Source organism: Lentzea aerocolonigenes (assembly GCF_000974445.1).
In the GTDB taxonomy this organism is placed as follows: Bacteria; Actinomycetota; Actinomycetes; order Mycobacteriales; family Pseudonocardiaceae; genus Lentzea; species Lentzea aerocolonigenes.
Genome location: NZ_BBOJ01000013.1, coordinates 147792 through 168980 on the forward strand (window position 1 = coordinate 147792; position 21189 = coordinate 168980).

18 protein-coding genes and 2 tRNA genes are annotated in these 21189 nt (G+C 68.2%); 7 read left to right on the forward strand and 13 right to left on the reverse strand.

The genetic code is table 11. The annotated features are described in order from the left end of the window. Positions 1–14 precede the first annotated feature (14 nt). Together AOM45_RS24880 and AOM45_RS24885 are read left to right on the forward strand one after the other, a co-directional pair. A complete protein-coding gene (locus AOM45_RS24880; protein ID WP_030467929.1) occupies positions 15–980 on the forward strand; it encodes a hypothetical protein in 966 nt (321 codons plus the stop codon). A 138-nt stretch (positions 981–1118) separates the two neighbouring features. After that, positions 1119–2297, forward strand: a complete 1179-nt coding sequence (locus tag AOM45_RS24885) for an acyltransferase family protein (RefSeq protein ID WP_063757037.1) — start codon at positions 1119–1121, stop codon at positions 2295–2297. Here the strand turns inward: AOM45_RS24885 and AOM45_RS24890 are convergent. Then, entirely contained in the window at positions 2219–3655 is a 1437-nt protein-coding gene (locus AOM45_RS24890) for an LVIVD repeat-containing protein (protein ID WP_051783468.1), read from the reverse strand. The genes AOM45_RS24885 and AOM45_RS24890 overlap by 79 nt on opposite strands. Before the next feature lie 169 nt (positions 3656–3824). Here AOM45_RS24890 and AOM45_RS24895 point away from each other — a divergent pair, with 169 nt between their 5' ends. From AOM45_RS24895 to AOM45_RS24905, 3 genes are read left to right on the forward strand one after another with little or no spacing between them, the layout of a single operon-like run. Continuing rightward, entirely contained in the window at positions 3825–4004 is a 180-nt protein-coding gene (locus AOM45_RS24895) for a hypothetical protein (RefSeq protein WP_211262998.1), read from the forward strand. 59 nt (positions 4005–4063) lie between these two features. Continuing rightward, positions 4064–6355, forward strand: a complete 2292-nt coding sequence (locus AOM45_RS24900) for an RNA degradosome polyphosphate kinase (RefSeq protein WP_030467925.1) — start codon at positions 4064–4066, stop codon at positions 6353–6355. After that, positions 6355–7272: an NUDIX hydrolase gene (locus AOM45_RS24905; protein ID WP_030467924.1), complete on the forward strand. Its 918-nt coding sequence runs from the start codon at positions 6355–6357 to the stop codon at positions 7270–7272. The genes AOM45_RS24900 and AOM45_RS24905 overlap by 1 nt, the downstream gene beginning before the upstream one ends. Before the next feature lie 633 nt (positions 7273–7905). On the opposite strand, the gene AOM45_RS24910 is transcribed toward AOM45_RS24905, so the two are convergent. The 3 genes from AOM45_RS24910 to leuC all read right to left on the reverse strand — a co-directional run bounded on the left by AOM45_RS24910 (position 7906) and on the right by leuC (position 10756). Further along, positions 7906–8559, reverse strand: coding sequence for an HU family DNA-binding protein (locus tag AOM45_RS24910; RefSeq protein ID WP_030467923.1), 654 nt, complete (start codon positions 8557–8559; stop codon positions 7906–7908). 185 nt (positions 8560–8744) lie between these two features. After that, positions 8745–9347, reverse strand: coding sequence for a 3-isopropylmalate dehydratase small subunit (gene leuD / locus AOM45_RS24915; protein ID WP_030467922.1), 603 nt, complete (start codon positions 9345–9347; stop codon positions 8745–8747). 2 nt (positions 9348–9349) lie between these two features. Next, positions 9350–10756: a 3-isopropylmalate dehydratase large subunit gene (gene leuC, locus AOM45_RS24920; RefSeq protein ID WP_030467921.1), complete on the reverse strand. Its 1407-nt coding sequence runs from the start codon at positions 10754–10756 to the stop codon at positions 9350–9352. Between the two features lie 73 nt (positions 10757–10829). Here leuC and AOM45_RS24925 point away from each other — a divergent pair, with 73 nt between their 5' ends. Further along, positions 10830–11531, forward strand: coding sequence for an IclR family transcriptional regulator (locus tag AOM45_RS24925; RefSeq protein ID WP_051783466.1), 702 nt, complete (start codon positions 10830–10832; stop codon positions 11529–11531). A gap of 680 nt (positions 11532–12211) precedes the next feature. Here AOM45_RS24925 and AOM45_RS24930 read toward each other — a convergent pair. The 3 genes from AOM45_RS24930 to AOM45_RS24940 all read right to left on the reverse strand — a co-directional run bounded on the left by AOM45_RS24930 (position 12212) and on the right by AOM45_RS24940 (position 13386). After that, positions 12212–12284, reverse strand: a tRNA-Glu gene (locus AOM45_RS24930). Between the two features lie 129 nt (positions 12285–12413). Then, positions 12414–12485 (reverse strand) — tRNA-Gln (locus tag AOM45_RS24935). 163 nt (positions 12486–12648) lie between these two features. After that, entirely contained in the window at positions 12649–13386 is a 738-nt protein-coding gene (locus tag AOM45_RS24940; RefSeq protein WP_236703820.1) for an HAD family hydrolase, read from the reverse strand. A 382-nt stretch (positions 13387–13768) separates the two neighbouring features. Here AOM45_RS24940 and AOM45_RS24945 point away from each other — a divergent pair, with 382 nt between their 5' ends. Then, positions 13769–15025, forward strand: a complete 1257-nt coding sequence (locus tag AOM45_RS24945) for an FAD-dependent oxidoreductase (protein WP_030467918.1) — start codon at positions 13769–13771, stop codon at positions 15023–15025. Positions 15026–15030: 5 nt separating this feature from the next. Here AOM45_RS24945 and AOM45_RS24950 read toward each other — a convergent pair whose 3' ends face one another. The 6 genes from AOM45_RS24950 to AOM45_RS24975 all read right to left on the reverse strand — a co-directional run bounded on the left by AOM45_RS24950 (position 15031) and on the right by AOM45_RS24975 (position 21160). Beyond that, positions 15031–15690: a response regulator transcription factor gene (locus tag AOM45_RS24950; RefSeq protein WP_051783465.1), complete on the reverse strand. Its 660-nt coding sequence runs from the start codon at positions 15688–15690 to the stop codon at positions 15031–15033. Positions 15691–15757: 67 nt separating this feature from the next. Beyond that, complete coding sequence (locus AOM45_RS24955) at positions 15758–16516, reverse strand: fumarylacetoacetate hydrolase family protein (RefSeq protein ID WP_030467916.1); 759 nt, start codon at positions 16514–16516, stop codon at positions 15758–15760. Positions 16517–16525: 9 nt separating this feature from the next. Then, positions 16526–18118, reverse strand: coding sequence for a citramalate synthase (gene cimA / locus AOM45_RS24960; protein ID WP_030467915.1), 1593 nt, complete (start codon positions 18116–18118; stop codon positions 16526–16528). Positions 18119–18420: 302 nt separating this feature from the next. Beyond that, positions 18421–19401: an ABC transporter substrate-binding protein gene (locus AOM45_RS24965; protein WP_030467914.1), complete on the reverse strand. Its 981-nt coding sequence runs from the start codon at positions 19399–19401 to the stop codon at positions 18421–18423. Further along, positions 19398–20138 carry an ABC transporter ATP-binding protein gene (locus AOM45_RS24970; protein WP_030467913.1) on the reverse strand — a complete coding sequence of 247 codons (741 nt, stop codon included), beginning with the start codon at positions 20136–20138 and terminating at the stop codon, positions 19398–19400. Before AOM45_RS24970 ends, AOM45_RS24965 begins: the two co-directional genes overlap by 4 nt. Further along, on the reverse strand, positions 20138–21160 hold the full coding sequence (locus AOM45_RS24975; RefSeq protein ID WP_030467912.1) for a FecCD family ABC transporter permease: 1023 nt from the start codon (positions 21158–21160) through the stop codon (positions 20138–20140). Before AOM45_RS24975 ends, AOM45_RS24970 begins: the two co-directional genes overlap by 1 nt. Positions 21161–21189: the final 29 nt, after the last annotated feature.

Here is a 21189-nt window from a genome sequence, read left to right on the forward strand (position 1 = left end):
GACTTGGGAGATGCATGCGAGCGCTCATCGCGCTGGCGGGGATCACGGCCGTCGCGGGCTGTGTCGCCGCCGTTCCGATCGACCGGCCGTCCGACTACACCGCACCGAGCACGCTCAACTCGTGCCGGGTGGACCTGCCCCAGGACTGGAAGGACCAGCTGTCCCGCAACACCACGGAGACCGGCTCGCACGAGAAGGTCACCGTCGTCGCCGCGAACGAGAACGCCGACGTCACGCTGGTCAAGACCACGCGCAACAGGACCACCGAGCTCGTGTTGCGCGACAGCAGGAAACGCCAGCAGGTCATGGCCGTGCAGAACGACGCGCAGCTCTTCGACGTCGAGTTCGACGGGCGCTGGGTGACGTTCTCGACGAAGCAGAGCCCGTCCGACGACACCGCGGCGACCTACGCGTGGGACGCGCGCAACGACGGCGCGCCTGTGCGGATCGGCGAGAGCGGTGCCGTGGTGCACAACGGCAAGGCCGCCTGGTCCGACGGTTCCGGTGTGCACGTCTACGACCTCGCCAAGAAGAAGGACAGGGTCATCGGCCAGGGCAAGGAGCCGGTGTTCCTCGGCGACACCGTGGTGTGGTTGCAGGACGGGAGGTTCCGCGCTGAAGGGGCGCTGCCCGAGCAGCTGACCGAGGCGAAACCCAGGACCGCCACGTCCGACGGCCGCACGGTGGTGTGGACGCAGGGCGACGCGTTGCACGGCTGGCGCGAGGGCTGGACCGAACCGCGTGAGCTCGCGGAGATCAAGCCAAGGACCGAGGGGATCGTCTTCCCGCGGGTCAGCGGCGACTTCGTGTCGTGGCAGTCGGAGTCGTCCTACGTCACGGACATCCGCAGCGGCGCGACCGTGCACACGACTGAAGGCGGCTACTGGCTGGAGGTGCACGGCGGCGCGCTCACGCAGCAGGGATGGCGCGTTGCGGCGGTCGCTCCCCTGTCCGCGCTGTCACCGCTGTCGCGCTGTTGAAACAGTGACGAACGCCACGAAAATGTTGTTTCGAGCAACTCGGCGGGAAACCCCAGCACCTTATACATCCGTATCCCTTGATGCGAACGGCGTATCCCCCGACGCCGTACCCCGACGCTTGCCCCGAGGTGTTCCTGCATGAAGTCGTTGACGCACGCCGACTACCTGGCGTTGCGCCGCTTTCCCGCTCTTGACGGCCTGAGGGCCATTGCCGCGGTGCTGGTGGTGTTCTTCCACTACGGGGGCCCGGACTGGCTGCAGGGGTGGGCGGGGGTTCAGATGTTCTTCGTCCTCAGCGGATTCCTCATCACCACCCTGATGCTGCGCGAGGAGCGCGGCACCGGACGGATTTCGCTGAAGGAGTTCTACCTGCGGCGGGCGTTCCGGATTCTGCCCGTCTACTTCGTGGTCCTGCTCGTCACGGCCGTCGGCTCGGCGGTCGCGGGCACGTTCGTCAGCAACGGCATCGGTCCGGCGCTGAAGTACTTCCTGACCTTCACCAACGAGTTCGCCGGGTCCAGCCCGTACGGACAGTCCTGGTCACTGGGCATCGAGCAGAAGTTCTACCTGGTCTGGCCGCTGGTGGCGATCGCGCTGGGCACCGTCGTGCTGAAGCGCCGCGCCGGTGCCGCCGCCCTCGGCATGCTGCTCGCACTCGTGGTCGTGAACTTCACCGCGTCGCACAGCAACCCCGGCTGGCCGCTGCACTACTTCTCGATCCTGACCGGTGTGCTGCTGGCGATCGCGCTGCACAGCCCGCGCGGATTCGCTCTGCTTCGCCCGCTCACGAATCCGGCGGCGCAGGTCGTCGTCGCGTTCGGATTCGTCGCCGTGCACCTGAGCGTGAAGCCGATCGCCGCACTCCTCGACGGACTCAACGGAATTCCCGGTCACGTGCTGGTCATTCCGGTCTACGCGCTCGCGACCGCGGTGCTGCTCACCTCGCTGATCGCGCCGGGGCCGGCCACGACTTTCCTGTCCACGAAGCCGATGCAGTTCGTCGGTGAACGCTCGTACTCGCTTTACCTGGTGCAGACGATCGCCGCGACGGTCATCGCGTTCTTCTGGCCCGCGATGTCCGGCATCGGACAGTCCGTGGTGGTCACGGCGCTGGGACTGGTGCTGGCGAGCGTCCTCTACGTGACCGTCGAGATCCCGATGATCAACCTCGGCCGTCGGGTGATCACTCGCCAGCGCGCCGCGGCCGCCGTCAGGACGGCCGTTGCCCAGAGGGAAACTCAGCAGGGTGCGCCGCAGGCTCCGACGCCGCAGTCCGAGTCGTCGCGGTTGGCGACCATCGGGCAGGCCCAGCCGTAGAACGGGTTCGGGGCGAGCGGCACGGGTTCCCGGTCGCTCTCCCTGGCCAGTTCGGTGGCGTGCTGCGTGGTGAGCGTCACCGGGGTCCCGCTCGCCTGCGCGTCGTACGCGCCCTTCTCCAGCTCCAGGATCTCGACGCCGCGCGAGATGTCGGCGACGAACACCGTGTTGCGGTGCCAGTACGGCGCCCACGACGTCGCGGTGTCCGGACGCCAGTAGCCGATCTGGATCGGCCTGGCGGGGTTGGAGATGTCCAGGAGCCTGGTGCCCTGGTTGTACCAGGAGTAGGCCACGATCCGCTTCTGCACGTCGAAGTAGTGCGCGGAGCACGTGACGTTGCCGGGGATCGTGCCCTCCTGGTCGTCGGGACTCCAGATGCCGACCGTCCTCATCTCCTTGGGCTTCTCGCCCCAGCCCTCACCGTTGTGAGTGCCCTGCAGTGAGGAGATGACGAACCGGCCCTCGGTCTTGCACGTGGGTGACCCGAACGCCTCCTCGGTGTGCAGGAGCAGCGAACCCGCCGGGTTCTCACGCGTGGGCGCGGGACCGTCGGCGAGCGTGCGGCCGACCGGGCGGAACGAGTTGTGCGTGAACGAGGTCGGCATGTCCGCCTTGGGCACGGTGCCGCCCGCGTAGGCGACCGGGTCCCACGCCTTCGCCTCGCGGTACTTGCCGCTCAACGGGTCGCGGTGCCAGCCCTGCGTGTAGTAGCCGCGGGTGCCGTCGTCGCCCGCCACCCACGCGATGCCCTGGGCGTCGACCTGGACGTCGTGCGTGATCTTGCCTTCGCCCGCCTTGCCGCGGACGTCCACCGAGACCGGCAGCTCCTTCGGTGTCTTGGGATCGCGGATGTCGGTGACGAAGATCCGCCCGGTCTTGGCGTCCGACCGGTCGAGTCCTGCCGTCCAGAGGAACTGGCAGTCGTTGATGCAGGTGCTCGTGTGACCGGTGTTCTGCCGGTGGAAGCTCAGGATCTTGAGGTCGGCCGGGTCCACAGCGGACACGATGTAGTTGCCGGTCGGGCGGTCGCCGGGCAGCGTCCGGCCGAACGAGTTGACCTCCCGCGCCAGGAACGCGAGCTTGCGCTTGGGGTCGACGTTGATGTCCTCGTTCTCCCAGAAGCGCTTCGTCGGGTCGTCGCCCGGCAGCGCCATCTCCTCCTTGGTGAGGTGGTCGAGGAGCTCGGGCTTGTCCAGATCGGTGACGTCGAACGTCTTCAGCCCGGTCTCCATGCTGACGAACGCGACGTCGCGAGGCCCGTACTGGGCGAACGCGATCGAGATGGCCCGTTCGGTACCGGGGAGTGAGGCCTTCAGGCGCACGTTCTTGGCCGCCGCCTGCAACCGTGGTTTGTCCACCTCCGGAGTCCTGGGTTCGGCCGCCGCAGCCGAAGCCAGTCCTGCCGTGGTGAAGGCCAACAGGGTCGCCGCAGTGATTGTGGCTATAACCTTCATGGATCGACCCTGGCGCGGCTCGAATGAGACGTGTAGGTCCGAACGTCTAGGCTTCTGCTCCGTGCAGGCGACCGTGTCAACGTTCAACAGTGACGGTTCCGCCACTGTGCTCCGGGACGACGGCGTTCTCGTCGACGTGAGCGCCGAGGCGGTCACCGCGGGTGGCTGGCGAATGCTGCGTCCGGGTCAGCGGGTGACCCTCGAACGTAGTCCCGACGGGGTCGTCGTCGCCCTTCGCCTGCCTGTTCTGTGACGAGGAGTTCACCAGTCGGTCGTTCTGGCTAGGGGCGCGCGCGGCGATAGTGCGGAACAATGCGGGGCGTGAGCACGGACGACAACGACGGCAAGGCGACCCCCTCCCGACGCCGCTCGACGCGCAGCAAGGCGACGCCTCCGCCCGCGGCGAACCCGCGCAAGCAGCCTCGCGCGGCGACCAGGCGGGCCTCCAACCCTCCGCGGACGAAGACCCAGCCGACCCAGCCGGTGGCGACGCCGGTGCGCAGCGTCCCCTCGGCGCCGCCCGCGGTGACGTCGAGCGCCCTGCCCACGGACCTCCCGGACGACCGGTACTTCAACCGGGAACTGTCCTGGTTGGACTTCAACTCGCGCGTGCTCGCGCTGGCCGAGGACTCCTCGCAGCCGCTGCTGGAGCGCGCGAAGTTCCTCGCGATCTTCGCGTCGAACCTGGACGAGTTCTACATGGTCAGGGTCGCGGGCCTGAAGCGGCGCGCGGAGACCGGCCTCACGGTGCGCAGTGCGGACGGGCTCACACCGCTCGAGCAGCTCGTGGCGATCTCCAAGCGCTCGCAGGAACTCGTCGAGCAGCACGCCCGCGCGTTCCTCGACCACATCCGGCCTGGCCTGGAAGAGCACCGGATCAGCATCGTGACGTGGGGCGACCTCACCGACTACGACCGGCTGAGGCTCTCGAACTACTTCAGCGAGCAGGTCTTCCCGGTGCTGACGCCGCTGGCCGTCGACCCGGCGCACCCGTTCCCCTACATCTCCGGGCTGTCGTTGAACCTCGCCGTGACCGTGCGGGACCCCGAGGGCGGCGGCGAGCGGTTCGCCCGCGTGAAGGTGCCGGACAACGTGCCGCGGCTCGTCCGCGTCGAGGCGGACCGGTCGTCCTCGTCGGCGACCTTCCTGCCGCTGGAGGAACTCATCGCCGCGCACCTGGGCGAGCTGTTCGCCGGCATGGAGGTCATCGAGTGCCACGCGTTCCGGGTGACGCGCAACGCGGACCTGGAGGTCGAGGAGGACCGCGACGAGGACCTGTTGCAGGCGCTGGAACGTGAGCTCGCCCGCCGCCGGTTCGGCCCTCCGGTGCGCCTGGAGGTCGCCGACGACATGACCGAGCACATGCTCGAACTGTTGTTGCGCGAGATGGACGTGGACCCGCACGACGTCGTGACCGTGCCGGGCCTGCTCGACCTGTCGTGCCTGTGGCAGCTCTACGGCATCGACCGCAAGACCTTGAAGGACCCGGCGTTCGTGCCGGCGACGCACCCGGCGTTCGGGGAGCGCGAGACGCCGAAGAGCGTGTTCGCGACGCTGCGCGAGGGCGACGTCCTGGTGCACCACCCGTACGACTCGTTCTCCACGTCGGTGCAGCGCTTCATCGAGCAGGCCGCCGCGGACCCGCACGTGCTCGCCATCAAGCAGACGCTGTACCGCACCTCGGGCGACTCGCCCATCGTGGACGCGCTGATCGACGCGGCGGAGGCGGGCAAGCAGGTCGTGGCGCTGGTCGAGATCAAGGCGCGCTTCGACGAGCAGGCGAACATCAAGTGGGCCCGCACGCTGGAGAAGGCGGGCGTGCACGTGGTCTACGGCCTGGTGGGCCTGAAGACGCACTGCAAGACCTCGCTCGTGGTGCGCCAGGAGGGCTCGACGATCCGGCGCTACTGCCACATCGGCACCGGCAACTACAACCCGAAGACCGCGCGGCTGTACGAGGACGTCGGCATCCTGACCGCCGAACCGACGATCGGCGCGGACCTCACGGACCTCTTCAACGTCCTCACCGGCTACGCGCGCCAGGACGAGTACCGCTCGCTGCTCGTCGCCCCCTACGGCGTCCGCAAGGGCATCGTGGAGCGCATCAACCTCGAGATCGAGCGCGCGCAGGCGGGTGAGACCTCCGGTGTGCGCATCAAGGTGAACTCGCTCGTGGACGAGCAGGTCATCGACGCGCTGTACCGCGCATCACAGGCCGGCGTGCCCGTGGACGTGGTCGTGCGCGGCATCTGCGGCCTGAAGCCGGGCATCAAGGGCCTGTCGGAGAACATCCGGGTGCGCTCGATCCTCGGCCGGTTCCTGGAGCACTCGCGGATCTTCCACTTCGTCGCCTGCGACGAGTACTGGATCGGCAGCGCGGACATGATGCACCGCAACCTCGACCGCCGCGTCGAGGTCGCCGTGCGCGTGAACACGCCACGCCTGAAGAAGCAGCTGGACGAGGTCTTCACCTCGGCGCTCGACCCGCAGACGCGCTGCTGGGTGCTGCGCTCGGACGGGGAATGGGACGCGTCACCGTCGGACGGTTCGTCGGTGCGCGACCACCAAATGGAACTGCTGCACGAGCACGGAGCTCTTGGGTGATCAAAGCTGCTGGGGCGGTGCTCTGGCGCGATGCCGACGGTGACGTCGAAGTCGCGGTCGCGCACCGCCAGCGTTATGACGACTGGTCCTTGCCGAAGGGCAAACTCGACGCGGGAGAGACGATTCCCGCCTGCGCGGTGCGCGAGGTGGAGGAGGAAACCGGATTCTCCTGCGTGCTCGGCCGCCATTTGCGGCAGGTCTCGTACTCGGTGCGAGGCGTGCCCAAGACGGTCGACTACTACGCCGCCGAGGCCGTCTCCGGTTCTTTCGAACCCAATGACGAGGTGGACGAACTCCGCTGGCTGCCGGTCGAAGAAGCCTCGGCGTTGCTCACCTACGAACCGGACCGCGCGGTGCTGAAGGAGTTCAGCCGGCTGCCCGCCGACCTGTTGCTGGTGTTGCTGGTGCGGCACGCGAAGGCGGGAAAGCGGTCCGAGTGGGACGACGACGATGACCTTCGTCCCCTCTCAGACGCCGGCTGGCGCCAGGCCGCGGCGCTGCGCTCGTTGCTGCCCCTGTGGTCACCCACGCGCGTCCACACGGCTCCCAGGGTGCGTTGTGTGGACACCGTGCGAGGCGTGGCCGAGGACCTGGCGGTCGACATCGCGGAGGAGCCCCGGCTGTCCGAGGAGGGCTTCTGGCCGGACCCGGACGCGGGTCTCGTGCGACTGCTGGAGGTCGCGGCCGACGAGGGCAGGGCCGTCGTGTCGTCCCAGGGCGGCGTCATCCCGTCGGTCGTGCAGTCGCTGGCAGAGCTGGGCGGGCTGCGGCTCGACGAAATCCCCTGCAAGAAGGGCAGCGTGTGGGTGCTCGCCTTCACGCGGCCGTTCGGCACGTGGTCCACTTCGGACTCGCCTTCCCGCTGGCCAACGCTGGTGTCGGCGCACTATCTGCCCTCGGCGCTGCCCCGCCCCTGAGGGTCGTTGCAGACGTTTTCAGCCGCCGTCTCCCCGCTCGACGAAAGTTCGCCTCTGGCAACCAAGTCGGGCCGGGAGGCGGCGGTTTCGCTTGTCCGGGAGGCGTTCGCAGGCGTGTGGGCGTTATTTCTATTGGCGGGCAGGGCGTTTCCCGGCCTTCTCGGACGTTATACGTATTGGGTGGGCGGACGGTTCGACAGCGGTGGTGGCTGAGAATTTGCGGACCGGTCTTTCCGGGGGTCCCGGGGGCGTCGCCGCCTTCCCCTCAGGCCCAACGGCTCCAGGGCCGCCCGTCCACGAAGTCGAGGAAGGCGCCTGGTCGACAGCGGAGTTGCCTGACAATCGAGGACGGGCCTTTCCGGGGGTGCCGAGCACGTCCGGGCAGCCTTTCCTCGCAGGCCAACGGCTCCAGGCGCGCCTTGGATCCGCGAGTTCGCGTCGGTCGTCCGGTCGCCTCTTCGGGTCAACCGCCGAAGGCGATTCGGCCCGAAGCGGTGGCCGGACGACCGACTGAGGGCGAACTCGCCGCCGTCTGCGAAGCAGCGGCAGACAAACACGAAGGCCCCGGTGTGCGCACACCGAGGCCTTCCGCGTAGTTGCTGAAGTGGCGCAGCCTCCCTCAGGAGGCCCGTCTCACTTCTTCTTGGCAGCCGTCTTGCGAGCAGCCGGCTTGGCAGCCGTGGTCTTCGCAGCGGGCTTGGCCGCAGCCGTCGTCTTGGCGGCAGCGGTCTTGCGGGCCGCGGGGGCCTTCGCAGCCGTCGTCTTGGCGGCGGCGGTCTTCGTGGCGGTCGCCTTCGCGGGCGCCTTGGCAGCAGCGGGCTTCGCGGCGGCCGTGGTGGTGCGACGGGTCGCGGGCGCCTTGGTGGCGGCCGCGGCCGTGCGGGTGCGCGTGGTGGTCGCGCGGGTGGTGGTCGCCGCCTTGGTGGCGGGCGCCTTCGCAGCCGCGGGCTTCGCGGCGGCAGCAGCGGCCGGCTTGGCAGCAGCCTTGGCGGCAACGGCCTTCGGCAGCTTCTTCGCACCGCTGATGACGTCCTTGAACGTCGAGCCGGGGCGGAACGCGGGCACGTTGGTCTTCTTGACCTTCACGGTCTCGCCCGTGCGCGGGTTGCGCGCGGTGCGAGCCGCACGGGCACGCTTCTCGAAGACGCCGAAGCCCGTGATGTTGACCTTCTCGCCCTTGTTGACGCTACGCACGATCACATCGACGATGCCGTCAACAGCAGCACCCGCGGTCTTCTTGTCTCCCAGGCGCTCGGCGAGCGCCTCGATGAGCTGGGCCTTGTTCACCTTCAGTCCCTCCCAGGACGCTCACGGCCCTAGCGTCGGGCCGACTAGAACGCAACGGTAGGCCCAAATCGCAAGAAATACCAATCGCCACGCCAACTTTTTCGTTGTGGCGTGGCTAATTGCGCCCCTTCGAGGGACAGGAGGCGCCGGATTCGCCCCTCTCAAGGGGAGAATCCGGCCCCCTCTCAGACCGCCTGAAGCGGATCCGTTGTGGGCAACCAAGTCTGGCGATTGGCCTCGAAATCGCTGATCTCGGCCTCGTGGCGGAGTGTCAAAGCGATGTCGTCGAGGCCCTCCAGAAGGCGCCAGCGGGTGTAGTCGTCGATCTCGAACGGGGCTACCAAGTCCTTGGCGCGAACGGTCTTGTCGGTGAGGTCCACGGTGACCGGCGTGCCGGGTTCGGACTCCAACAACTTCCACAGCAGCTCGACATCGGACTGGCTGCACTGCGCCGCCACGAGGCCCTGCTTGCCGGCGTTGCCCCGGAAGATGTCTGCGAAACGTGACGACACGACCACGCGGAAGCCGTAGTCCATCAACGCCCAGACGGCGTGCTCGCGAGAGGAACCGGTGCCGAAGTCGGGACCCGCCACGAGGACGCTGCCTGCCTTGAAGGGCTCCTGGTTGAGGATGAAGTGCTCGTCACCGCGCCAGGCGGCGAAGAGGCCGTCCTCGAACCCGCTGCGGGTCACGCGCTTGAGGTAGACGGCCGGGATGATCTGGTCGGTGTCCACGTTGGACCTGCGCAGCGGCACGCCGACGCCCGTGTGGGTGGTGAAGGCATCCATGGTCAGTTCTCCAGGTCTGCGGGGGCGGAGAGGGTGCCGCGCACGGCCGTGGCGGCGGCGACGAGCGGCGACACGAGGTGCGTCCTGCCGCCCTTGCCCTGCCTGCCCTCGAAGTTGCGGTTCGAGGTCGACGCGCTGCGCTCACCGGGGGCGAGCTGATCCGGGTTCATGCCAAGGCACATCGAGCAGCCGGCCTGCCGCCACTCGGCGCCCGCGTCGAGGAAGACCTTGTCCAGGCCCTCTTCCTCGGCCTGCTTGCGCACCCGCATCGAACCGGGGACGACCAGCATCCGTACTCCTGAAGCGACGTGCTTGCCCTTGAGCACGTCCGCGGCGGCGCGCAGGTCCTCGATGCGTCCGTTCGTGCACGAGCCGAGGAAGACGGTGTCCACGCGGATGTCGCGCAGCGGCGTGCCGGGCTCGAGGCCCATGTACGTCAGCGCCTTCTCGGCGGCCACGCGCTCGTTCTCGTCCGCGATCTGCTCGGGGTCGGGGATGTTCGCGCCCAGAGGCAGGCCCTGCCCGGGGTTCGTGCCCCACGTGACGAACGGGGTGAGCTCGTCGGCGTCGATGTGCACTTCGGCGTCGAACGTCGCGTCGTCGTCGGTGCGCAGCGTCTTCCAGTACTCGACAGCCGCGTCCCAGTCCGCGCCGGACGGTGCGTGCGGACGCCCCTCGATGTAGTCGAAAGTCGTCTGGTCCGGTGCGATCATGCCGGCGCGCGCACCCGCCTCGATCGACATGTTGCAGACCGTCATGCGCGCTTCCATCGACAGGTTCTCGATCGCCGCGCCGCGGTACTCGAGCACGTAGCCCTGCCCGCCACCGGTTCCGATCTTCGCGATGACCGCGAGGATGATGTCCTTCGCCGTGACGCCGGGCTTGAGCGCACCGTCGACGTTGATGGCCATCGTCTTGAACGGACGCAACGGCAACGTCTGCGTCGCCATCACGTGTTCCACCTCGGACGTGCCGATGCCGAACGCCAGCGCACCGAACGCACCGTGCGTGGACGTGTGACTGTCACCGCACACCACGGTCATGCCGGGCTGCGTGAGGCCGAGCTGCGGGCCCACCACGTGGACGATGCCCTGCTCGAGGTCTCCCATCGGGTGCAGGCGCACACCGAACTCCGCGCAGTTGCGGCGAAGCGTCTCGACCTGCGTGCGCGACACCGGGTCGGCGATCGGCTTGTCGATGTCGACCGTGGGGACGTTGTGGTCCTCGGTCGCGATCGTCAGGTCGGGCCTGCGCAGCTTCCGGTTCGCCAGGCGCAGTCCGTCGAACGCCTGGGGGCTGGTGACTTCGTGGAGCAGATGGAGGTCGATGTAGAGGAGGTCCGGCTCCGCACCACTGCCGTGGCGCACAACGTGTGCCTCCCACACCTTCTCCGCGAGCGTGCGGCTCATCGCGACATCTCCCACAGTATGGACGTGCCGACAGATCTGGACTTCTCACTGTCTGGGAAGTTAGTATCGGCTTGTGGGACAGCATAGCGGGATCGGCGTGCTGGACAAGGCAGTGGCCGTGTTGAACGCCGTAGCAAAAGATCCGTGCGGCCTGGCCGAGTTGTGCAATCGCACCGGCCTGCCGCGGGCAACCGCGCACCGCCTGGCCGTGGGCCTCGAGGTGCACCGGTTGCTGCGCCGAGGCTCTGACGGCCGCTGGCGTCCTGGCGCGGCTCTCGCCGAGCTCGCCGGAGGCGCGACGGACCCGTTGCTGGACGCGGCTTCCTCCGTCCTGCCACGCCTGCGCGACATCACCGGCGAGAGCGTGCAGCTCTACCGCCGCGACGGCATGCAGCGCGTGTGCGTCTCGGCGGCCGAACCGCCGTCGGGCTTGCGCGACACCGTGCCCATCGGCGCGCGCCTTCCGATGACGGCGGGTTCGGGTGCCAAGGTCCTCGCCGCGTGGTCGGACCCCGGCACCCAGCGCGCCGTCCTGGCTGACGCCGTGTACGGCGAACGCACCCTCCTGGAGGTCCGCCGCCGCGGCTGGGCACAAAGCGTCGCCGAACGAGAACCAGGCGTGGCTTCGGTCTCAGCTCCGGTCCGAGACTCCTCGGGCGCAGTAGTGGCAGCGGTCTCGGTGAGCGGCCCCATTGACCGAATGGGCCGCCGCCCGGGCGCGCGCTGGGCAGCCGACCTCCTGGCAGCGGCCGAGGCCCTCCAAAGCCGCCTCTAACGCACCAACGCGAACCCACGGCCGCCTTCCCACGGGAGGGCGGCCGTTGCCGTTGCACCCCGCGACACGCCGCACCTTCCAACGCGACACGCGGAACCCCGTCTCAACACGCGAACGCCGCCCCAAGATCGCCACACCACGAAGAAGATCGCCAAGGAGCACCAGACCAACAGCCCAACCGACCTCCACCCGCGCCGCACGGGGAAGAAGTCCCTGTGACGTCTGTCGCGGACTGTGCCGCCCAGTGCGGGATTCGGGCGATGTGCCAGTGAGCATGCCCGCGCCGTCAGTTCGACCGGTTCAGCGATTCGGAACACACAGGAGTTCGCACTCCGATGTGACTCCGACTACGGCGTCACAGGTTTCCTCGCCGACAAGTCCCAATCCAAGAAACAGCGCCTCAAAACCACCACCAGTTCCCGGCGAGCGCATTGGCGATGCGAAGCGAAGCCCCACCGAGCACATTGGCGATGCGAAGCGAGCCCACCCACTAGCGAGCGAAGCGAAGCCTCACCCCCAAGATGGCGAGCGAAGCGAAGCCTCACTCACACAACGCAGGCAACCTACGGGGGTCCGGGGGGCGAAGCCCCGCCGGCTGGGGGTCTGGGGGCTCGGCCCCCAGAAGACAATGCGAAAGAGGCCTGTCAGCGCACTCCGCTGACAGGCCTCTCCCACCTCTGTAGCCCCGAAGGGATTCGAACCCTCGCTACCGCCTTGAGAGGGCGGCGTCCTAGGCCGCTAGACGACGGGGCCCTAGAACTTCTTGCTGGTTTGAACCTTATCAGATCGTTCTGTCCGGTCCAAATCCGGCTATTCAGTTCTTCGTTCTTGCTATTTTCAGCAGCTCCGGAAGCTTACCCGAGGGCAGTTCTTCCTTCGCAGCTGGGGTACCAGGACTCGAACCTAGACTAACTGAACCAGAATCAGTCGTGCTGCCAATTACACCATACCCCATTGGCTTTCACGATCGACTTCGTTGTCCCTGTGTCTGTCTCTTGGGGAGTTCCGAGGCCCTCGTTGCTGCCGGGAGAAATACTAGACCACGCCCCCACCAGAAGTGAAATCGGCCCCCACCCACACGCAAACACGCAGGTAGAGGCCGGTCTCAGGGTCTATCTCACGCGGTTGCGGCGGAGAGTTCGCACACGAGGAGCTCGGGCAGTTCCGCGAGCGACGTGATGGACGACAGGCCGGCGGGCAGTGTTCCTCCGGTCGGTCCAGTGCGGTTGATCCACACGCCGTGCATCCCGGCGTCACGCGCGCCGATGGCGTCGGCGTGGAGCCTGTCTCCCACGTGGACGGTGTCGCCGGGCGGGACGCCCAGGGCGAGGCAGGCCGTGTGGAAGATCACGCGGTCCGGCTTGGCGCAGCCCACCTCACCTGCGATCAGGACCGCGTCGAAGTACTCGGAGAGGCCCAGCTGGGCGATCTTCACGCGCTGGTGAAGACCCGAGGCGTTGCTGATCGCGGCGATGGGCAGGCCTGTCGCGCGCAGCCAGTCGAGCATCGGGATCACGTCGGGGAACAGGCACCAGCCCGCGGTGAGGACCTCCTGGCGGCCGAGCTCGCGGCGGGTGGCCTCCTCCAGGGTCAGGTCCTCGCCCAGTGCGGCGAAGAAGGCCTGCGTGCGGATGTTGCGCATCGACTCGTACTGGAGCTCGCCGGCGAGCTGGCGGGAGACGTGGTCGTCGGTGATTCGCTGCCACAACGACCAGGCGTCGGCGTTACCGACCATCGATGCCAACGCGGCGCGCGAAGACGTGCTGTAGTCGACAAGTGTGTCGTCGACGTCCAGGCACACAGCGCGGATCTCGCCGGTTCTCTTACGCGTGAAAGTCGGGGACGCAGTTGTCACCCCGGAAGGTTAGGTGCGAGGGGGCCTCGTCCGATTCGGCTAACGAGGTGATTCCTATAGGTCCTTGCACGATCAAGCGGACCTTGAGGCCCCGAACGAACTAGTGACGCTCACCCGGACGCTGATTGCAATCGCCCGGTCGAGTGTTGTTCGGCGACGCAACGGTCGCTGCCCGAACGGGCTGTTCCAGGAGCGCGACACCTTAGCTCGCACAAGGACGTTCCGCATCTGCCGCAACCGTTTCGGGGCCTGGTTTCCCAGACCGTCCACAGAGGACTGAAGCCTGCTCGGCGAGCCGCGTCACACCGAACCCGGCTTGACGCGTGCGGCGATCAAGAGCATGCTGAGTTTATTCAACAGCGGTTGAAAAGAGGGGATCGAGATGGAGAGGACAACCTGCCTCGTCGTCGGGGGCGGACCTGCGGGGATGGTGCTGGGGCTGCTGCTGGCGCGCGGTGGCGTCGAGGTCACGGTGCTCGAGAAGCACGCCGACTTCCTGCGCGACTTCCGCGGCGACACGGTGCACGCGTCGACGCTCACGCTGATGGACGAGCTGGGACTGGGGCCCGCGTTCGCACAGGTGCCGCACCAGGACATCGACAGGATGGAGGCGCTGCTCGACGGCAACGCCACGGCCACGATCGCCGACCTGAGGAAGCTGCCCGGCCCGAACAAGCGCATCGCGATGGTGCCGCAGTGGGACTTCCTCGACCTGCTGGCGGACGCGGGCAAGCTCGAACCGACGTTCACGCTGCGGATGAACACCGAGGTCACCGCGATCACCAAGAGCGGCAACAGGGTCACCGGCGTGAAGTACCGGGACCGGGTCGACGGGCACGAGGGCGAGATCGCGGCGGACCTCGTCGTCGCCGCGGACGGCCGCAGCTCGATCCTGCGCGACGCGGTGAACCTGCCCGTGTACAGCTTCGGCGCGCCGATGGACGTGTGGTGGTTCCGCTTGCCGCGCAACGAGGACGACCCGGTCAAGGGCGGCGGTGGCCGGTTCAGCGCGGGCAGTGCCATGGTCCTCATCCCGCGCGGCGAGTACTTCCAGTGCGCCTTCCTGATCCGCAAGGGCACGGACCAGAAGCTCCGCGCCGAGGGCGTCGAGAAGTTCCGGGAGCGCGTGGTCACGCTCGTCCCGTGGCTCGCCGACCGGGTGGACCACATCAAGTCCCTCGACGAGGCGAAGCTGCTGGACGTGAAGCTGGACCGGTTGCGGCGCTGGCACGTCGACGGTCTGCTGTGCATCGGTGACGCGGCGCACGCGATGTCGCCCGTCGGCGGCGTCGGCATCAACCTGGCCGTGCAGGACGCCGTGGCCGCCGCCAGGCTGCTCGCGAAGCCGTTGCGGCAGGGCACGGTCTCGCCCGCGGCGCTCGCGAAGGTGCGCAGGCGGCGGTTGTTCCCGACCGTGGTGATCCAGACCCTGCAGCGGGTCATCCACCGGTTGTTCCTCGGCCGCAAGCTCAACAGCACGGAGACGGTCTCGAACCCCGGCATGCCGCTGCCGCTCAGGCTCGCCCAGCGGTTCCCGGTCCTGCAGGTGGTGCCGGCGTACGTGATCGCGATCGGGCCGCGCCCGGAGCACGCGCCGGAGTTCGCCCGCCGCGCGCCGCAGACCATCGCCAGGTCGTGACGCCACTAGGTCGTGACGAAGGCCTCGGACGACTCGCCGAGCACCATCGCCACGGCGTGGGCGCGATCCCGTGCGCCCAGCTTGCGCAGGATCGCCTTCACGTGGGTCTTCACGGTGTCGTTGCTGATGAAGAGCCGCTGGGCGATGCGCGCGTTGTCCATGCCCTTCGCCATCTCGGCCAGCACGTCGAACTCGCGCGCCGACAGCTGGGCGAGTGAGGCGGGTGGAGGCATCCGCGCCGGGAGACGCGCCAGCGACCCCACCCGTGCGTCGATCGTGGCGGGAGCACCGCGCACGGCGGCCGCGATCAGCGGCAGCAGCTCGGCCACGGGTGAGGTCTTGAGCAGGTAGGCCACCGCGCCGGCGTCGAGCGCCGCGCGGGCCCAGCTCGGACTGTCCGCATTGGACAGGACGACGACGCGGGCGCTCGGCCGGTACTGCGCCGTGTCGCGCACGGTGCGCAGCGGACCGGCGCCCGGCACGTCGAAGTCCGTGACGACCAGGTCCACCGGTGTGCTGCGCAGACTGCGCGCGGCATCGGCCACGGTGTGGGCGATGCCCACAACGCGGAAGCAGTGCGTGCGGTGCAGCGAGATCCGCAGTCCCTCGGTGAGGAGCTGCGAACCGTCGACCAGCAGCACACGGGTGGACGCCAGGTCCGTCATGACACCGGGAAGTTACTCGCGGGTACCCGAGTGCGTAACCTGCCGAACGCCGGATTGCTCCGTACGGCTACCTATTTGCGACCGGATTGGTGAGCGTGCCAAGGCCGTCCACAGTCACCGAAACGGTCTGTCCGGCCGTCATCGGGCCGACGCCTGCCGGGGTGCCGGTCAGGATGACGTCACCGGGGAGCAGCGTCATGATGCCGGACACGTACTCGATGAGCGACGGAATGTCGTGCACCATCAACGAAGTACGCCCGTCCTGCTTGACCTCCCCGTCGACCTCGGTGACGACGCGGACGTCCGACGGGTCGAACTCCGTCTCGATAAAGGGACCCATCGGGCAGAACGTGTCAAAACCCTTGGCACGCGTGAACTGCACGTCCTTCTTCTGCAGGTCGCGCGCGGTGACATCGTTGGCGATGGTGTACCCCATCACGACGCCCATCGCCTTGGCCTTCGAGACCTCGCGGCACGGCTGGCCGATGATGACGGCCAGCTCGCCCTCGAAGTCCACGCGCTCGGACGCGGCCGGAATCTTGATCTCGACGTTCGGGCCGATGACCGACGTGTTGGGCTTGAGGAACACCAACGGCTCGGCCGGCACCTCGTTGCCGAGCTCGGCGGCGTGGTCGGCGTAGTTGCGGCCAATGCCGATGATCTTGGTCGGCAGGATCGGCGCCAGCAGCCTGACGTCGGCCAGCGGCCACTTGCGGCCGGTGAACGTGGGCGTGCCGAAGGGGTGTTCGGCGATTTCCGCGGCCTCGTCGCCGTGAACGGCGACGAAAGCCACGCCTTGAGGGTGAGCAATCCGGGCGATACGCACGTCCCAACTTTAGACGGGCTTGGAACTCCGCATCGACTTGTGCACGAGCGCATCACACAGCGCCAGCCACGACGCCTCGACGATGTTCCCGTGCACACCCACGGTCGTCCACTCGCGCTCACCGTCCGTCGACTCGACGAGCACGCGCGTCACGGCGTCCGTGCCGGGGTGCTCGGTGAGGATGCGCACCTTGTAGTCGGCCAGTTCCACCGCGTCCAACCACGACAGGTGCGGCAGCAACGCCTTGCGCAGGGCCGCGTCCAGCGCGTGCACGGGACCGTTGCCCTCGGCGGTCGCGATGACCCGCTCCCCCGCCACGTGCACCTTCACCGTGGCCTCGGACACGATCTCGCCGTCGGAGCGGTGGTCGAGCACGACCCGGTAGGACTCCAGTGTGAACGGAGGAGTGTCCAGTTGGGACAGCTCCGAGCGCAGCAGCAGTTCCATGGAGGCGTCGGCGGCCTCGAACGACCAGCCCTTCGCCTCGAGTTCCTTGACGCGCTTGAGCGCGCTGCCGACCTCGGTTGACCGGCCGGCCAGGTCGAGCCCGAACTCACGTCCCTTGAGTTCGATGCTCGCCCGGCCGGCCATCTCGGTGACCAGCACCCGCATGTCGTTGCCGACGATGTCCGGATCGATGTGGTTGTACAGCTCCGGATCCACCTTGATCGCGCTCGCGTGCAGACCCGCCTTGTGAGCGAATGCTGACGACCCGACGTAGGCCTGGTGGGTGTCGGGTGCGATGTTCGCGATCTCGGCCAACGCATGGGAGACACGGGTGAGCTCGGCCAGTGCCTCGGTCGGGAGCACGTCCAGGCCGAGCTTGGTCACGAGGTTTCCCACGACGGCGAACAGGTCGGCGTTGCCTGCTCGCTCGCCGTATCCGTTGGCGGTGCACTGAACGTGCGTCGCGCCCGCCTGAACGGCCGCGATGGTGTTCGCCACCGCGCAGGACGTGTCGTCCTGGCAGTGGATGCCTACTCGGAAGCCGGTCTTCTTGACGACTTCCGCGACCGTCTCAGCGAGACCCAACGGCAGCTGACCGCCGTTCGTGTCGCACAGCACGACGACGTCCGCGCCACCCTCCACAGCGGACTCCAGCACGCGCAGGCTGGTGTCCGGGGAGAACGCGTACCCGTCGAAGAAGTGCTCGGCGTCGAGGAAGACGCGCCTGCCGTGATCTTTGAGGAACCGGACGGTGTCGCGCACCATCCTGAGGTTCTCGTCGGTGTCCGTGCGCAACGCGCGTTCGATGTGGCGCAGGTCCGACTTCGCGACGAGCGTGACGACCGGCGCCTGGGAGTCGAGGAGTGCCTTGACCTGCTGGTCTTCCTCGACCTTCACCCCCGCCTTGCGGGTCGCTCCGAACGCGACCAGCTTGGCGTGCTTGAGCTCCAGGTCACCGGACGCGGCACGGGCGAAGAACTCCGTGTCCTTGGGCAACGCGCCGGGCCAGCCGCCCTCGATGAACCCGACGCCGAGCCCGTCCAGCAGCCGCGCGACCGCGAGCTTGTCCGTGACAGAGTACGAAATGCCCTCACGTTGTGCGCCGTCGCGCAACGTCGTGTCGTAGACGTGGAACTCGTCGGTAGGGCCGGCCATCGCGGGTCATCTCCTCATCCGGACAAACAAAAAGACCCCCCGCGGGATGCGAGAGGTCTGCGCGTCGGGTGCCAGGGGCGGCAACTACCCGACGCGCTCGTCGATAATGATGGCGAGGTGCTGAGCCATGTAGCGGATGCTGCCACAGCTCAGCACGACGTACCAAGCGCCGGGAGGAAATCTCCCACTATGTGGTTACGCTGAGTACTGCCGCACGCCTGGCAGTACTGGTCGGACGCCGGGCGTCGCCGCCGTGGTGTGCGGACTCGCCGATGGCCAGGACCGTGGACAGGGTGCCGAGGTCACGCGGAAGCCAGGTACTTCGCGAAGGCCTCGATCGACGCCGGGTTGCGCGGCGACTCGACCAGCGCGGCGTACGGCAGGGCGTAGAAGCGCTTGTTCCTGATCGCCGGGGAGTTCGCGAGCGGCGCGAAGCCCTCCAGGAACTTCTGCTTCTGCTCAGGTGTGTTGAAGTCGCCGTCCGCGTAGTCGACGATCAGCACCACGTCGGGGTCGCGCTGCACGACGGCCTCCCAGTTGACCGTGGTCCAGCTGTCGTTGAGGTCGCCGAAGACGTTGTCGCCACCGGCCTTGCCGATCACGTCCTGCGGGGCCGCGTTCTTCCCGGACGTGAAGGGCTGGTCCTGACCGCTGTCGTAGAGGAACACCTTCGGGCGCGGCTTGCCCTCCATGAGCTTGGCCGCGTTGTCGATCTGCTGCTGGTAGCCCTTGATGAGCTCCTCCGCCTTCGCCTCGACGCGGAAGATCTTCCCGAGATTGCGGAGATCCGTGTACAACGCGTCCAGGGCGGGCATGATGCCGCGCTGCTTGCCGACGCCGTTGCGGCACGCCTCGGTGAGCTGGTACGTGCCGATTCCGAGCTGCTTCAACGCGTCCGGCGTGAAACCGGTGCTCTCGCTGAAACCGTAGTTCCAGCCGGCGAACACGAGGTCGGCGTTGGCGCCCTGCACGACCTCCTTGGAGATCTTGTCGGCGAGCTTGCGGGTGCTGCCGAAGTCGGTCTTCCACGGCGAGGTCCGGAGGTCGGCGGTGTTGTCGCCGTTCACGACGTACCCGGCCATGCGGTCGGAGAGGCCCAGCGCGAACATCAGCTCGGTGATGCCGGTGTCGTTCGTGACCACTTTGGACGGAACGTGGTCGAACGTGACCTGCTGGCCGCAGTTCGTGACGGTGACCGGGTCGGTCTTCGAGGCGTCCTGCGCGACCGTGGCGCCACAGCCGGAGACGAGCAGCAGGGCGGCTGTGACGAGTGCGGTTCTCAAGGGGTGACCTCCTGGTCGAACAGGAGCTGTGGAACTCCTGTGGTGGGGTGCGTGACGACGTGTGCGGTGACGTGGAAGACCTTGGCGATCAGCTCGGGCACCAGGACTTCCTCCGGGGTGCCGCCCGCCACGAGACGCCCCTCGTCGAGGACGTGCAGCCGGTCGCAGAATGACGCGGCCAGGTTCAGGTCGTGCAGGACGGTCAGCACCGTGACGCCCAGGCCGCGGGCGAGGGACAGCACGTCGAGCTGGTGGCGGATGTCGAGGTGGTTCGTCGGCTCGTCCAGCACGAGGACCTTCGGCTCCTGGGCGATCGCCCTGGCGATGAGCACGCGCTGGCGCTCGCCGCCGGACAGGCTGAGGAAGCTGCGCTCCGCGAGGTGCTCGACGTCCACTGTGGCCAGTGCGTCCGCCACCACCCGACGGTCGCGGGCGGGATCGCGGTCGTGCGGCAGCCTGCCCATCTCCACGACCTCGCTGACCGTGAAGTCGAACTCGACCTGCGACTCCTGCGTGAGCGCGGCGAGGTCGCGGGCGAGGTCGTGTCGCTTGTGGACGTTCTCGCCGTCGATCAGCACGGCGCCCGCGTCCGGCTTGAGCGCGCGGTAGACGCAGCGCAACGTGGTCGACTTGCCGCTGCCGTTCGGGCCGACGATGCCGACGACCTCGTTGTCGGCGTGCAGCGTGATGTCCTCGACGATGCCGCGGATCGCGACCTGGTCGACCTCGACGCGCATCAGCGTCCTCCGAACACGTAGGCCCTGCGGCGCATGAGGAAGATGAAGCACGGCACACCGATCGCGGCCGTGATGACGCCGAGCGGCAGCTCCTCCGGCGCCGCGAGCATCCTGGCGGCGACGTCCACCCACACCAGGAAGCTCGCTCCGGCGAGAGGCGCGAGCGGCAGGACCCTGCGGTGGTCGGCGCCGACGACCATGCGCGTCAGGTGCGGCAGCATCAGCCCGACGAACCCGACGGCCCCGCTGACGGCCACCAGCACGCCGGTGATGCCCGCGGTGACGACGAACAGGTGCGTGCGGAACCGGTTGACCGCCACGCCGAGCGTGGTCGCGGTCTCGTCGCCCATCGCCAGCGCGTTGAGCTGCCGCGCCTTGGACATCAGGTAGACGATCCCGGCCGCGGTCACGACCGTGGCGACGGGCAACGACTGCCAGTTCGCTCCGCCGAGACTGCCGAGCAACCAGAACATGGCGCTGCGGGCCGCTTCGCCGTGCGGTGCCTGGAACACCAGCAGCATCGCCACGGCGGAGAACCCGTACGCGAGCGCGGTTCCAGTCAGCACGAGCCGCAACGGTGTGAGCCCGCCGCCCGTGCGCGCGGTGAGGTAGACCAGCGCCGTGGCACCGAGTCCGGTCAGGAACGCTCCGGTCGAGAGCGCGTAGACACCGAGCCCCTGGAGGACACCGAGCGTCGCCACCGCCGTCGCACCGACACTCGCACCGGACGAGATGCCGAGGACGTACGGGTCCGCGAGGGCGTTGCGGACCATCGCCTGGATCGCGACGCCGACCGCGCTCAGCCCGGCGCCGACCACCGCGGCGAGCAGCACGCGGGGCAGCCGGATGTCCCAGACGATGTGGTACTGCCCGGCGAGGTCCGCCGGGATCGTGCCGCCGGTGACGGCCGCGTGCAGCAGTTCCAGGGTGAGGCCGAACGGCACGGAGACAGGTCCGAGCGAGACGCCCGCGACGACGCTGACGGCGAGCACGCCGACGAGCGCGCTGATCTTCCCGATCACTTGGTCCCTTCCCGCAGTCCACGGCAGGA